10 protein-coding genes are annotated in these 14,902 nt (G+C 55.9%); 3 read left to right on the top strand and 7 right to left on the bottom strand.

What is annotated here, in order from left to right:
• Window positions 1-301 precede the first annotated feature (301 nt).
• From focA to pflA, 3 genes are all read left to right on the top strand, one after another.
• Complete coding sequence (focA, locus tag V3W49_RS00920) at window positions 302-1,159, top strand: formate transporter FocA (protein ID WP_500143054.1); 858 nt, start codon at window positions 302-304, stop codon at window positions 1,157-1,159.
• Window positions 1,160-1,208: 49 nt separating this feature from the next.
• Window positions 1,209-3,491, top strand: a complete 2,283-nt coding sequence (gene pflB / locus V3W49_RS00925; RefSeq protein ID WP_500143055.1) for a formate C-acetyltransferase — start codon at window positions 1,209-1,211, stop codon at window positions 3,489-3,491.
• A gap of 170 nt (window positions 3,492-3,661) precedes the next feature.
• Window positions 3,662-4,402 (top strand): pyruvate formate lyase 1-activating protein, encoded by a 741-nt coding sequence (pflA, locus tag V3W49_RS00930; protein WP_500143056.1) that lies wholly within the window; start codon window positions 3,662-3,664, stop codon window positions 4,400-4,402.
• Between the two features lie 260 nt (window positions 4,403-4,662).
• Here the strand turns inward: pflA and V3W49_RS00935 are convergent, their stop codons facing one another.
• From V3W49_RS00935 to lolA, 7 genes are all read right to left on the bottom strand, one after another.
• On the bottom strand, window positions 4,663-5,811 hold the full coding sequence (locus V3W49_RS00935) for an MFS transporter (protein WP_500143057.1): 1,149 nt from the start codon (window positions 5,809-5,811) through the stop codon (window positions 4,663-4,665).
• 1,317 nt (window positions 5,812-7,128) lie between these two features.
• Window positions 7,129-7,992 (bottom strand): DmsC/YnfH family molybdoenzyme membrane anchor subunit, encoded by an 864-nt coding sequence (locus V3W49_RS00940; protein ID WP_500143058.1) that lies wholly within the window; start codon window positions 7,990-7,992, stop codon window positions 7,129-7,131.
• A gap of 1 nt (window position 7,993) precedes the next feature.
• A complete protein-coding gene (locus V3W49_RS00945) occupies window positions 7,994-8,611 on the bottom strand; it encodes a DMSO/selenate family reductase complex B subunit (RefSeq protein WP_500143059.1) in 618 nt (205 codons plus the stop codon).
• A 10-nt stretch (window positions 8,612-8,621) separates the two neighbouring features.
• A complete protein-coding gene (gene dmsA / locus V3W49_RS00950) occupies window positions 8,622-11,063 on the bottom strand; it encodes a dimethylsulfoxide reductase subunit A (RefSeq protein ID WP_500143060.1) in 2,442 nt (813 codons plus the stop codon).
• Between the two features lie 441 nt (window positions 11,064-11,504).
• Window positions 11,505-12,797, bottom strand: a complete 1,293-nt coding sequence (gene serS, locus V3W49_RS00955; protein ID WP_500143062.1) for a serine--tRNA ligase — start codon at window positions 12,795-12,797, stop codon at window positions 11,505-11,507.
• 92 nt (window positions 12,798-12,889) lie between these two features.
• Window positions 12,890-14,233 carry a replication-associated recombination protein A gene (locus V3W49_RS00960; RefSeq protein ID WP_500143063.1) on the bottom strand — a complete coding sequence of 448 codons (1,344 nt, stop codon included), beginning with the start codon at window positions 14,231-14,233 and terminating at the stop codon, window positions 12,890-12,892.
• A gap of 8 nt (window positions 14,234-14,241) precedes the next feature.
• Window positions 14,242-14,853 carry an outer membrane lipoprotein periplasmic chaperone LolA gene (gene lolA / locus V3W49_RS00965; RefSeq protein WP_500143064.1) on the bottom strand — a complete coding sequence of 204 codons (612 nt, stop codon included), beginning with the start codon at window positions 14,851-14,853 and terminating at the stop codon, window positions 14,242-14,244.
• Window positions 14,854-14,902: the final 49 nt, after the last annotated feature.

Consider the following 14,902-nt stretch of genomic DNA (forward strand, 5'->3'; position numbering starts at 1 on the left):
TGTGAATTAGCGGTTAAATATGAGTAAATAAATAATTTACCTGGCCCGCTTTTTAGTTACTTAATTTCATCAACAATTCAAATAAATTAACTACAAGGAGGGGGGCACCGAAAATAATTCAACTCAACCAATAAAATTTAAACTTTATTTTTATCATTTAATTCAAAAAGTTATACTGAAAATGTGCATTAAACACACATTTCTCAGGCCCATTAGCCAGGCGAGATATGATCTGCATCAAATTCTCATCTATAATGCTTTGTTAGTATCTCCTCGCCGACTTAGTTAAGAGAGAGTTAGTGTGAAAGCTGACAACCCTTTTGATCTGTTACTTCCACCTGCTATGGCAAAAGTTGCCGAAGAAGCGGGCGTCTATAAGGCAACAAAACATCCGCTGACCACGTTTTACCTGGCCATTACCGCGGGCGTCTTCATCTCTATCGCTTTCGTCTTTTATATTACTGCCACAACCGGCACTGCCGACATGCCGTACGGCATCGCTAAGCTGATTGGCGGTATCTGTTTCTCTCTCGGCCTTATTCTCTGCGTAATTTGCGGCGCCGACCTGTTTACCTCTACGGTGCTCATTGTCGTCGCTAAAGCCAGCGGTCGAATCAGCTGGGGACAGCTGGCAAGAAACTGGATTAACGTCTATCTTGGCAACCTGATAGGCGCGCTACTTTTTGTTCTGCTCATCTGGCTTTCCGGTGAGTATATGACGGCAAATGGCGGCTGGGGACTGAATGTCCTGCAAACGGCCGACCACAAAATGCATCACACGTTTATCGAAGCCGTATGCCTCGGTATTTTGGCTAACCTGATGGTTTGCCTGGCGGTCTGGATGAGCTACTCGGGCCGCAGCCTGATGGATAAGGCTATGATTATGGTGCTCCCCGTCGGCATGTTCGTCGCCAGCGGCTTTGAGCACAGCATCGCGAATATGTTTATGATCCCAATGGGCATCACGATTCGCTACTTCGGCTCACCAGAGTTCTGGCAGGCGACAGGCGCCACGCCGGAAAGTTTCTCACATCTGACCATAACCCATTTCATCACCGATAACCTGATTCCGGTGACAATCGGCAACATCATCGGTGGTGGTTTACTGGTCGGATTGACGTATTGGGTGATTTATCTGCGCGGCGGCGACAAGCACTAAGTCTCGCCTGGCGGTAAATAAGAATTCCACATTAGAAGGTAGGTGTTACATGTCCGAGTTTAATGAAAAGTTAACCGCAGCCTGGGAAGGTTTTGCTAAAGGCAACTGGCAGAATGAAGTTGACGTACGCGACTTCATCCAGAAAAACTACACCCCATACGAAGGCGACGAATCCTTCCTGGCGGGCGCTACCGACGCGACAACCCGTCTGTGGGATAACGTTATGGAAGGCGTTAAAATCGAAAACCGCACCCACGCACCGGTTGATTTCGATACTGCCGTACCTTCTACCATCACTTCTCACGATGCCGGTTACATCATCAAGGATCTGGAAAAGATCGTTGGTCTGCAGACTGAAAAACCGCTGAAGCGCGGTCTGATTCCGTTTGGCGGCATCAAGATGATCGTCAACTCCTGCAAGGCGTACGATCGTGAAATCGATCCGGAAACCCTGAAGATCTTCACCGAATACCGTAAAACCCACAACCAGGGCGTATTCGATGTTTATACTCCGGATATCCTGCGCTGCCGTAAATCCGGCGTACTGACCGGTCTGCCGGATGCCTACGGTCGTGGTCGTATCATTGGTGATTACCGTCGCGTAGCGCTGTACGGTATCGACTACCTGATGAAAGATAAGTTCGCTCAGTTCACCTCACTGCAGGCGAAACTGGAAAACGGCGAAGATCTGGAAGCGACCATCCGTCTGCGTGAAGAGATCGCTGAACAGCATCGCGCGCTGGGTCAGATCAAAGAGATGGCGGCTAAATACGGTTGCGATATCTCCGCTCCGGCGACCAACGCGCAGGAAGCGGTACAGTGGACCTACTTCGGCTACCTGGCCGCAGTTAAGTCCCAGAACGGCGCTGCCATGTCCTTCGGTCGCGTATCCAGCTTCCTGGATATCTACATCGAACGTGACCTGAAAGCAGGCAAAATCACTGAACAGGACGCTCAGGAACTGATCGACCACCTGGTGATGAAACTGCGTATGGTTCGCTTCCTGCGTACTCCGGAATATGATGAACTGTTCTCCGGCGACCCGATCTGGGCAACTGAATCTATCGCAGGTATGGGACTCGACGGTCGTACTCTGGTCACTAAAAACAGCTTCCGTTTCCTGAACACCCTGTACACCATGGGGCCGTCTCCGGAACCGAACATGACCATCCTGTGGTCTGAAAAACTGCCGCTGAACTTCAAGAAGTTTGCCGCTAAAGTCTCTATCGACACCTCATCCGTACAGTATGAGAACGACGACCTGATGCGTCCGGACTTCAACAACGATGACTACGCTATCGCCTGCTGTGTAAGCCCGATGATCGTTGGTAAGCAGATGCAGTTCTTCGGCGCTCGCGCTAACCTGGCGAAAACCATGCTGTATGCCATCAACGGCGGCGTGGACGAGAAGCTGAAAATGCAGGTCGGCCCGAAAGAAGCACCGATCAAAGACGAAGTGCTGAACTTCGATACCGTTATGGATCGTATGGATCACTTCATGGACTGGCTGGCTAAACAGTATGTCACCGCCCTGAACATCATCCACTACATGCACGACAAGTACAGCTATGAAGCCTCTCTGATGGCACTGCATGACCGTGATGTTATCCGCACCATGGCTTGCGGTATCGCCGGTCTGTCTGTTGCGGCTGACTCCCTGTCTGCTATCAAATACGCCAAAGTTAAACCGATTCGCGACGAAGATGGCCTGGCTATCGACTTTGAAATCGAAGGCGAATATCCGCAATTCGGTAACAACGACCCGCGCGTTGACGACCTGGCCGTTGATCTGGTTGAACGCTTCATGAAGAAAATTCAGAAGCTGCACACCTACCGCAACGCTATCCCGACTCAGTCGGTTCTGACCATTACCTCTAACGTGGTTTATGGTAAGAAAACCGGTAATACTCCGGATGGCCGTCGCGCTGGCGCACCGTTCGGCCCGGGCGCTAACCCGATGCACGGTCGTGACCAGAAAGGCGCCGTTGCCTCTCTGACTTCTGTTGCTAAACTGCCGTTCGCCTACGCGAAAGATGGTATCTCCTATACCTTCTCTATCGTACCGAACGCGCTGGGTAAAGACGACGAAGTGCGTAAGACCAACCTGGCAGGCCTGATGGATGGTTACTTCCACCATGAAGCCAGCATTGAAGGCGGTCAGCACCTGAACGTTAACGTCATGAACCGCGAAATGCTGCTCGACGCGATGGAAAACCCGGAGAAATATCCGCAGCTGACCATCCGCGTTTCCGGCTACGCTGTTCGCTTTAACTCGCTGACTAAAGAACAGCAGCAGGACGTTATTACCCGTACTTTCACTCAGTCCATGTAATGGGATTGACTGAAAAGGTGTAAAATAAAAAGGCTCCACCAGGTGTGGAGCCTTCTTCATAGAGCCTGTTTTGTCAGACGCCCTTCCGGGCCTCTCGCAAAATTGACTCGACGCGGCACTCAGACCGCGCACCCCGCTCCGGCGGACGCCCAACTGGAGATAACATCGCAATGTCAGTTATTGGTCGCATTCACTCCTTCGAATCCTGCGGAACCGTGGACGGTCCCGGCATTCGCTTTATCACCTTCTTCCAGGGCTGCCTGATGCGCTGCCTCTATTGCCACAACCGCGATACCTGGGACACCCACGGCGGTAAAGAGATTACCGTCGAAGAACTGATGAAGGACGTCGTCACTTACCGCCACTTTATGAACGCCTCCGGCGGTGGCGTTACCGCTTCCGGCGGTGAGGCGATTTTGCAGGCGGAGTTCGTACGCGACTGGTTCCGCGCCTGTAAAAAAGAGGGCATTCATACCTGTCTGGACACCAACGGCTTTGTACGACGCTACGATCCGGTAATCGACGAACTGCTGGAAGTAACCGATCTGGTGATGCTGGATCTTAAGCAGATGAACGATGAGGTGCACCAGCTGCTGGTCGGCGTCTCTAATCATCGTACCCTGGAGTTTGCCCGCTACCTGGCGGACAAAGGCGTAAACACCTGGATTCGTTACGTGGTGGTACCCGGCTGGTCAGACGATGACGATTCCGCGCATCGACTTGGCGAATTTACCCGAGATATGGGCAACGTCGAGAAGATAGAGCTGCTGCCCTACCACGAGCTGGGCAAACATAAATGGGTCGCCATGGGCGAAGAGTACAAGCTGGACGGCGTGAAACCACCGCCGAAAGAGACCATGGAACGGGTTAAGGGCATCCTTGAACAGTATGGTCATAAGGTGATGTACTAATCAATCACCAGAGCCGGCCAGGCCGGCTCTCCCCTTCTCTATCCGCCCGCCATACCTACCAGCAGAAAAACCGTCCATAAACCGAAGAGCGTCGCCGTAGATCCTCAGATCGCGTGGCCGGACTCCAGGCCTGGCGGTCACAGAGCCGTAAGCATCATAAAAGTTTGCGTCGCTACGCCCACACTACAGCATTGTAAGAATGGAGGGCTAAGACAGCATCGCCCTCAACGCCCCTGGGGTACATTGAGGGTCAGGGAAAATCAGGCGTGCGCCACCGGGGTCGGGTGGTGGCCCGCTTTGCGCAGCAGCATCATCAGGTAGACGAAAGCCACGCTGGCAATAGTGATAAACAGCAGGTTATCGGAATAACGCTCCATCAGCATCGAGGTTAGCGACGGCCCCGCCAGGCTGCCCAGGGTATAGCTCAACAGCAGCGCCTGATTCATCGCCACCAGTTGATGGTGCTCCACCTTCTCACAGGCCCATGCCATAGCGACCGGATAAAGGGTAAAGCCCGCAGCGCCCAGAATAAACAGCGACGGCCCCATCGCCGCATTACTCAGCATCGCCAGCGCCCCCAGGATAACCACAAAAACCTGAACCCGCAGCACCAGCAAGCGCCCGTAGCGCTCCGAAAGGCGACCAACAGGCCACTGACCGACAATCCCGGCACTGACCATCACCGCCATCCAGAAGCCGATATGGGAATCACTGATCCCCTGATGATTCAGCCACAGCGGCATCAGCCCATACAATGAACCGAGCACGATCCCGGAAATAATGCAGCCGTTAACGCCCAGACGCGCCTGGCTCAGACGCAGCATGCTCCACATCGGCGTGGCGGCCTGGTGTTCACCGTGGCCGCTCAGGATGCGGGCAAACAGCAGCGGCAGCATCCCTGCCAGCACCAGCGCGGTGACCCAGGGCAGAACGCTCATCAGCGCCGTCGACACCTTGCTAATCAGCAACTGACCTGCGACAGTGCCCAGATAATAGACCATCATATAAGCAGCCAGCAGACGCCCACGGTTACGGGAAGTACCGCTGCACATCAGCGCGCTTTCCACTACTACCCAGATCATGGCGCAGCCGATACCGGCAGCAAAGCGCCACATCAGCCAACTCCAGAACCCAACCGCCAGCCCCAGGCCTGCGCAAGCTACGGCGAAAATCAGCGAAGCCAGCCAGTAACTACGGTTAAAACCCAGCTTTTTCACCAGCATGCCAGTAATTAGGGTACCCAGCAGATTACCGGTGAAATAGGAAGAACTGACCATCCCCACCTGCCAGGTCGGCAGTTGGTCATGGGCAAGCCACAGCGGCACCAGCGTGTTCATCACCGCTATCGCCAGGGTCAGCAAAAGCAGGCCACAGAGCAGAAAAAGCACTGGCCGGGTCCAGACAGACATGAGTTTTAAACCGTATGGAAGGATGTGAATGAGCGCATCATGCCACCGGCAAAAACATTGTCAATCCACCCTCAGTACCGGATTTTCGCCGCAGCGAAGCGACGATTTGAAATACTAATCCTTATGCGAGATCGCACAGCGCCATTATTTTATATCTCATTGTTATGTAAGAAATTAAAAAGGAGAGATGCGAAACAGATCACACTAAAAATTTCATCGAAAAAGCAGAATATTTTTTATCACGCTTACCCATAAAAAAGGTTCATCGCGGATTGTCGTGAAGCTGAAGTGACCGGTGGCTGCCCCGGATTCCGGGTGAGTATGTCGCGTTGGCGAAGGTTCCGTTCACCTTAAGGTGATTTCTCTTATGCCGGTTGCGGAACCGGTGAACGGGTCGGGCATAACGGCATCCCTGTACCGCACACCCTCAGCCCGACGTCCTGTCGGGCTGACCCTGGCCGCCGAAAATACTCCGGCGATTTTCAGGCCGGAGTGTCATCGCCTGTCATCTTCTGCCCTGAGACAGCAAAGAATGATGCTGGTCGCTTTTGAGCACCCCGTCTGAAGCGATGAGGGGGTTACGTCCCGGCTTAAAAAACGCCGTAGCGTTCACGACGGGTCAGGGGGGCCGACAGGGATGTCGGCCCAGGGCGTGGCCGGCAGGGACGCCGGCTCACGCCCGTCCCGGTTAAACCCGTCGGGAATTAGCGTAGGGGCCCGCGTCAGCGGCGTTTTTTACCGCCGGGGAGCACGGGTCGCCAGGGGAGCGGCGACTGAGCCCCCTGTCACCCTCACCCCGGCCCTCTCCCGAAACGGGAGAGGGAGTTTCCCGACAATGAACGGAACAGCCCACCGCATCACCATATTCCGCCGCTTCTGTTCTGAAAGCGGGCGCCGAAGCGCCTGTCATCCTCACCCGGAACGTACACCCTGGAAGGGAGAGTGAGTTTCCCGGCAATGAGCGGAACAGCCCGCCGCATCATCATATTCCGCCGCTTCTGTTCTGAAAGCGGACACCGAAGCGCCTGTAATCCTCACCCGGAACGTACACCCTGGAAGGGAGAGTGAGTTTCCCGGCAATGAACGGAACAGCCCGCTGCATCATCATATTCTGCTGCTTTTGTTCTGAAACCGGGCGCCAGAGCTGCCTGTCACCCTCACCCGGCCTTCTCCCTGGAAGGGAGAAGGGGCCCCCAGCCCACCGCATCATTATATTCTGCCGGTTTTTTGTTTCCGCTTTCGAACACTCCTCGCTAATCCGCGATGAACCATAAAAAAGCCGACCCGCAGGCCGGCTTATGAACGCCCTGCCGCTCCTTATCCGGCGACCGCCATACCGACCGTCATATGCAGCCCGTAAAAGATGCCGCGGCCAATCAGCTCGCCGGTCAGCACCAGCACAAAAGCGATAACCAGCAGACCGGTTCCCGGCAGCGCGCCGCGCAATTGCGGCACAATCCACAGCGCCAGGGCCAGCGCCACCAGCGCCAGACGCCAGGAAAGCAGCGCGCCGAAATCCGGCACCAGCGCCGTCGCCTGCTGCACAGAACTATGAATTTCCGGAAGTTGCGCCCCCAGCAAAGCAAGCACCACCAGGCTTGCCAGCAGCCCCAGAAGCGTAATGGCGGGCAGCAGGCGAAGCGCCCAGCCTTCCACACCGGCAACCCGCAGCAGCAGGTAGCCCAGCAGCGGGCCACCGATAAACATCGTCAGGAAGAAACTCAGCGGAGTCCAGAAACCATACCAGGTCGGCACCGTATCAATGGTGCTGTATACCCGGCTGGTCAGCCAGACGAATACCACCGCCAGCACCATCATCGCCACCAGCCACAAACGCGACAGCAGCGGCGGCAGCTTATTTACCGCCGTCAGCAGCCAGCCGATGCCGCCCACGGCAAAGAACAGCGAACCTCCGGCAATCTCATTACTGAGCGCCGACTGACCGATACGGTTGAGCGAATTAAAGGCACGCAGCGGCGATCCCAGGTGCAACACAGAGGCGATAAAGGCGATCCCCATCAGCACCCATAGCACCACCATCGCCAGTTCAGCGCGGCGCCGCTGTTCCGCCGGCAGGTTGCCCCCCAGTAGCGCCAGCGCTATCACAATCGCCCCGCCAGCCACACACTGCCCCAGAACGGTGAAGACCATCAGCGGCCACTCATGCCATCCACTTCCCATCTCACACCTCCTTCGGGTTGGCCAGGTAGCCGGTGGTATCCCCACAAGGACGGCTGCTGGCGTTAGGTTTAATCACAATATTGGGGCTGGTAAAGCGCGCCGCAGGCAGCGGCGCCACTTCCGCCAGCTCACCATGAGTGCGACGCAGTTCTTCTATCGGGCCGAAATCCAGCGCCCGCAGCGGGCAAGACTCCACGCAAATCGGTTTATGACCTTCAGCAACCCGCTCATAGCAGCCATCACACTTAGTCATATGCCCTTTTTCCGCGTTGTACTGCGGCGCGCCGTAGGGGCAGGCCATATGGCAATAGCGGCAGCCGATGCAGACATCTTCATTCACCACCACGAAGCCATCTTCCCGCTTGTGCATAGCGCCGCTCGGGCACACTTTGGTACAGGCCGGATCCGCGCAGTGGTTACAGGAGATCGAAAGGTAATAGGCAAACACGTTCTGATGCCAGACGCCGTTGTCCTCTTGCCAGTCGCCCCCGGCATACTCATAGATGCGGCGAAAGCTGACCTCCGGCGTCAGATCTTTGTAGTCCTTACATGCCAGCTCGCAGGTTTTGCAACCGGTGCAGCGGCTGGAGTCGATATAAAAGCCATACTGGGTCGTCATTCTCTACTCCTTAAACCTTCGCCACCTGAACCAGGTTGGTATGGGATGGATTACCTTTCGCCAGCGGAGAGGGGCGCTGGGTGGTTAAAACGTTAATGCAGCCTGCGCGATCGATACGGTTGGCGTCCGGGTTGTACCAGGCACCTTCCCCCATCGCAACGACACCCGGCAAAATACGCGGCGTGACTTTAGCGTGAATATGCACTTCGCCGCGGCCGTTAAAAATGCGTACCTTCTCGCCATTGCGGATACCGCGCGCCCGGGCATCCAACGGATTGATCCACATCTCCTGACGGCAGGCGGCCTTCAGCACATCGACGTTGCCGTAGGTTGAGTGGGTGCGGGCCTTGTAGTGGAAACCGGTCAGCTGTAGCGGATATTTATCACTGAGCGGATCGTCGTAGTTTTCAAACCCGGGGCTGTAGATCGGCAGCGGGTCGATCACATCACCCTCTTGCAACTGCCAGCGACTGGCGATCTGCGCAAGCTGCTCCGAGTAGATCTCGATTTTTCCCGACTGCGTGGTCAGCGGATTGGCCAGGGGATCGGCGCGGAATGCCTTGTAGGCCACGTGATGGCCTTCTGGATCGCGCTTTTTAAAGATGCCCTGGCGACGGAAGCTGTCAAAGTCCGGCAGTTCAGGAATCGCTTCCCGGGACTGGGCATAGAGATGACGCAACCATTCTTCCTGGGTACGCCCTTCGGTAAATTTCTGCTCTACCCCCATCCGGCGCGCGATTTCGCTGGTCATCTCATAGATGGTTTTGCATTCGAAACGCGGTTTAATCGCCTGGTCGGCAAAAATGACGTAGGCCATATTGCCGCAGGAGGCATCAAGCGCAAAATCCATCTGCTCAGAGGCGGTGCAGTCCGGCAACAGAATATCGGCATATTTCGCCGACGCGGTCATATGGTTATCAATCACCACGATCAGCTCGCACTTTTTATCGTCCTGCAGGATCTCGTGGGTGCGGTTGATTTCCGAATGCTGATTCACCAGGCAGTTGCCAGCATAGTTCCAGATCATTTTGATCGGCACATCCAGTTTATCTTTGCCGCGTACGCCGTCTTTCAGCGCCGTCATTTCCGGGCCGCGCTCGATAGCATCCGTCCACAGGAACATCGAAATACTGGTTTTCACCGGGTTTTCCAGGGTTGGCATCCGCACGAACGGCAGGCTGTAAGAGCCTTCGCGTGCCCCGCTGTTACCGCCGTGAATTCCCACATTGCCGGTCAGGATCGGCAGCATAGCAATAGCTCTGGAGACCAGTTCGCCGTTAGCGTGGCGCTGCGGGCCCCAGCCCTGAGAGATAAAAGCCGGCCTGGCTGCGGCTATCTCCCGGGCCAGCTTAATGATGCGCGCTTCGGGAATACCGGTAATAGCCGAAGCCCAGGCGGGCGTTTTAGCGACACCGTCGCTGCCCTGCCCCAGGATATACGCCTTATAGTGACCGTTAGCCGGCGCGCCGGCGGGCAGCGTTTTTTCATCGTATCCCACGCAGTACTTATCGAGGAACGCCTGATCAACCCGATTTTCACTGATCATCACCCAGGCAAGCCCCGCCACAAGCGCCGCGTCGGTTCCTGGCCGGATCGGGATCCACTCATCTTCACGGCCGGCGCCGGTGTCGGTATAGCGCGGATCGATGATAATCATGCGGGCGTTAAAGCGCTCACGGGCCTGTTCCACATAGTAAGTCACCCCGCCACCGCTCATGCGGGTTTCACCAGGGTTATTGCCGAACAGCACCACCAGCTGGCTGTTTTCGATATCAGAGGGGCTGTTACCGTCAGCCCAGCCGCCGTAGGTATAGTTCAGACCTTCAGCAATCTGCGCCGTGGAGTAATCGCCGTAATGGTTGAGATAACCGCCGCAGCAGTTCATCAGGCGGGCCACCAGGGTGTTACCCGGCGGCCATGAGCGGGTCATAGTGCCGCCCAGCGTGCCGGTGCCGTAATTCAGGTAGATAGATTCGTTGCCGTAATCTTTAATCAGGCGCTGCATATTGGCAGCGATAGTATCGAACGCCTCTTCCCAGGTGATACGTTCAAACTTGCCTTCCCCCCGCTTACCGGATCGCTTCATGGGATATTTCAGGCGGTCGGCGTTATAGACCCGGCGCCGCATTGAACGCCCGCGCAAACAGGCGCGCACCTGATGCAGCCCTTCGTAGTTGTCGTCGCCGGTATTATCCGTTTCGACATAGCGGATCTCATCATTCACCACATGCATCCGCAGCGGACAGCGACTGCCGCAGTTAACGGTACAGGCGCTCCAGACCAGCTTTTCACCAGCCGCTTCACCCGCAGCCGCACCTGCGATAGCCGTTCGGGAAAAGGGCAGCGCCAATGCACCGCTGGCGGCCGCCAGTCCACAAATGGCGCCCCCTTTAACCAGCGTACGACGGCTAAGCTCCGCCGCCAGAATTGCCCCGGAGGATTTATATTCCATGTTACCCCACACATTGCTCATAAAAACGGTACGGCCAGAAACCTGCACCAGTGAAACGGTATGGGGAGCGGTTAACAGTCACCGAAGGCACTGCTGTTTTTTTGAATACGGGCTCCCCCGTGTGTGGAATGGTACTGCTTTAGTGGTAGAAGACTTTGTCAGGCATCAAAAGGCAGGCATAAAAAAGGTTCAGCGCGAATTAGCGTGGAGTGGTCGAAAGCGGAAACAAAAAACCGGCAGCATATAACGATGCGCTGGGCTGTTCCGTTCACTTTGCGTCACTGCTTCTCTGTTAATCCACAGCAGGTAGAACGGAACCTTCTCCTGCGCTACATGCTAACCCAGAAGATAAGGACTGCCGCCGGTCACTTCAGCTTCACGACAATCCGCGATGAACCTAAAAAAAAACGCCGCGAGGGCGTTTTTTCATACAGATATGGCTTAACCGATGTGCGTCAGGCCATTCATATAAGGACGCAAAACCTCTGGGATCTCAATGCGACCATCGGCCTGCTGGTAGTTTTCCAGCACCGCCACCAGGGTACGACCTACCGCCAGACCGGAGCCGTTCAGCGTATGCACCAGACGCGGTTTTTTCTCGGTCTTGCTGCGACAGCGCGCCTGCATGCGGCGAGCCTGAAAATCCCCTACGTTAGAACAGGAGGAGATTTCGCGGTAAGTGTTCTGGGCCGGTACCCAGACTTCAAGATCGTAGGTCTTACAAGCCGAAAAGCCCATATCGCCGGTGCACAGCGCAACCTTACGATACGGCAGGTCCAACAGCTGCAGCACTTTTTCAGCGTGGCCGGTCATCTCTTCCAGCGCGTCCATAGAATGGTCCGGATTAACTACCTGCACCATCTCCACCTTGTCGAACTGGTGCATACGGATCAAACCGCGAGTATCGCGCCCGTAAGAACCGGCTTCAGAGCGGAAACAAGGGGTATGAGCGGTCATCTTAATCGGCAGCGACTCTTCTTCCAGAATTTCCCCCCGCACCAGGTTAGTCAGCGGCACCTCTGCGGTAGGAATTAGCGCATAATTACTGCTATCCGCTTCTTCTTCCAGCGGACGAGTATGGAACAGGTCGCCCGCGAATTTCGGCAACTGGCCGGTACCGTACAGCGTCTCATGGTTGACCAGATAGGGAACATAGTTTTCGCTGTAACCGTGCTGTTCGGTATGCAGATCCAGCATGAACTGCGCCAGCGCGCGATGCATGCGAGCAATCTGCCCTTTCATGACCACAAAGCGCGACCCCGTCAGTTTAACCGCCGCGGCAAAATCCAGCCCGCTGTGCATTTCTCCCAGCGTCACGTGATCGCGCACGTCGAAGTCGAACTCGCGTGGAGTGCCCCAGCGGCTGACTTCAACGTTGTCATTCTCGTCTTTACCCTGCGGTACGCTGTCATCCGGCAGGTTGGGGATGGTCAGCGCATAATCGCGAATTTCATTCAGCAGGGTATCCAGTTCGGCTTTCGCCGCATCCAGCTCTTCGCCCAGCTGATTGACCTGCTGACGCAGCGGCTCGATATCTTCACCGCGCGCTTTCGCCTGGCCGATGGATTTCGATCGTGAATTGCGCTCAGCCTGCAGATTTTCCGTTTTGACCTGCAGCACTTTGCGGCGCTCTTCAAGCGCGCGCAATTTATCTACATCCAGCTTAAAGCCCCGGCGTGCCAGTTTTTCAGCGACTGCGTCTGGCTCGTTACGCAGCAGATTGGGATCGAGCATGCTTATCCTGTGCTTATCGAATTGAGAACGAACAAAAAGGCCGCAGCCTGCGGCCTGCCTGAATTAACGATAACCTTACCGCAACGCCCGCACTAGCGGTAGCGTTTTGTCGGGCTATTTTGATCCTGTTCAGCGAGCCAGGCGAGCTTTTCGCCAATCTTGCCTTCAAGCCCCCGGGAAGTGGGATGGTAATAACGGGTTTGTGCCATATCTTCCGGAAAATAGACTTCGCCGGCGGCATAGGCGCCTGGCTCATCGTGGGCATAACGATACTCCTGCCCGTACCCCATCTCTTTCATCAGTTTGGTGGGGGCATTGCGCAGATGCGGCGGCACATCGTAGTCGGGACGCTCGCGCGCATCGGCCATCGCGGCTTTGAAAGCGGTATAGACCGCATTGCTCTTGGGCGCGCACGCCAGATAGACAATCGCCTGGGCGATGGCGCGTTCTCCTTCCGCTGGCCCCACCCGGGTGAAGCAATCCCAGGCGGAAATAGCCACCTGCATGGCGCGGGGATCGGCATTGCCCACATCTTCAGATGCGATAGCCAGGCAGCGACGCGCAACATAGAGCGGATCCCCCCCGGCCGTGATAATACGGGCATACCAGTACAATGCCGCATCCGGCGCCGAACCGCGCACCGACTTATGCAGCGCCGAAATCAGATCGTAGAAACGATCGCCCTTATTATCGAAACGCGCGCTGCGCTCGCCGGCGATTTCAGTCAGCAAAGCCGGGGTCAACACCCGTTTTCCGGCATCGTCGCTATCCGCCATATCGACCATCATTTCAAGCGTATTCAGCGCTCGTCGGGCGTCGCCGTTAACCAGCTCGGCAATGGCCAGCCGCGTGTCGTCCGGCAGCACAATATTCTGACCGCCATAGCCACGCGCTTTATCCTCCATAGCCTGACTCAACACTTTCTCGATATCCGCTGTCGTCAGGGATTTCAGCAGATAAACCCTGGCCCGTGACAGCAGCGCCGAGTTGAGCTCAAACGAGGGATTTTCGGTAGTGGCGCCAATAAAGGTGATAGTGCCGTCTTCGATATGGGGCAGAAAAGCGTCCTGCTGGCTTTTGTTAAAGCGATGCACCTCATCGACGAACAGAATAGTGCGCCGGCCGGCATTACGATTCTGGCGAGCCCGCTCAATGGCCTCACGGATATCTTTAACCCCGGATGTGACCGCAGAGATACGCTCTACGTCAGCGCTGGCGTAATAGGCAATCACTTCAGCAAGGGTAGTTTTACCGGTGCCAGGCGGGCCCCAGAGTATCATCGAATGGAGTTGACCGGCCTCGATCGCCTTCGGTAGCGGTTTGCCGGGAGCCAGCAGATGCTGCTGGCCGATGTACTGCGCCAGGTTCTCTGGCCGCATCCGCGCGGCCAGAGGCTGGAAGCTGTTATCGGAAAAATCGAGCGACAGGTTGCTCACTCAGGCCTCTATTTGCGTTGGTCGTCCACCGTCACGCCCTGGGGCGGGGTAAACTTAAACTTGCTCATATCCACCGCACCATTGCGCTGGGATTTGAGCTGGTAGCGGCTTTGCTGCCCGTCCTGCTCCACGGCGCCGAACTGGTTGATGGTTCCGTTATGGCTGACGTTAATAGTGAACTCTTTCAAATTCCCGCCGCCGCGCTTCGGCGTCAGCACAAAGCTGTCGCCATTCTGCTTAATATTGTACTGCTGCCAGTCACTGGACTGGTTGCGGGCTATCAGCATAAAAGGCGTATTGCTGGCGGCGTCTTTCAGCCAGGTCGCGCTGGCCTGCTCGACAAACGGATTATAGAACCACAGCGTTTTACCGTCGGAGATCAGCACGCTTTCATCCGGCTGAGTCATATGCCAGTTGAAGAGATTGGGGCGTTTAACCCATAGCTGGCCTTCGCCCTCCTGCACCGCCGCGCCGCCCGCATCCGTCACTTTCTGGGTAAAACTGGCTTCAAAGCTGCTGACTTTATCCAGACGGCTTTTCAGGTCGCTGGCAGCATCGGCCCAGGCGTGACTCATGACAAACCCCGAGGCCAGGGCACAGGCAATTGCGACTTTTTTCATAATGTTCCCTCAACGTTTCAACCCCTGCGGGGCCGTTCTGGCTATCTAT

It is taken from the genome of Rosenbergiella sp. YN46 (assembly GCF_036620675.1).
Taxonomy (GTDB): Bacteria; Pseudomonadota; Gammaproteobacteria; order Enterobacterales; family Enterobacteriaceae; genus Jejubacter.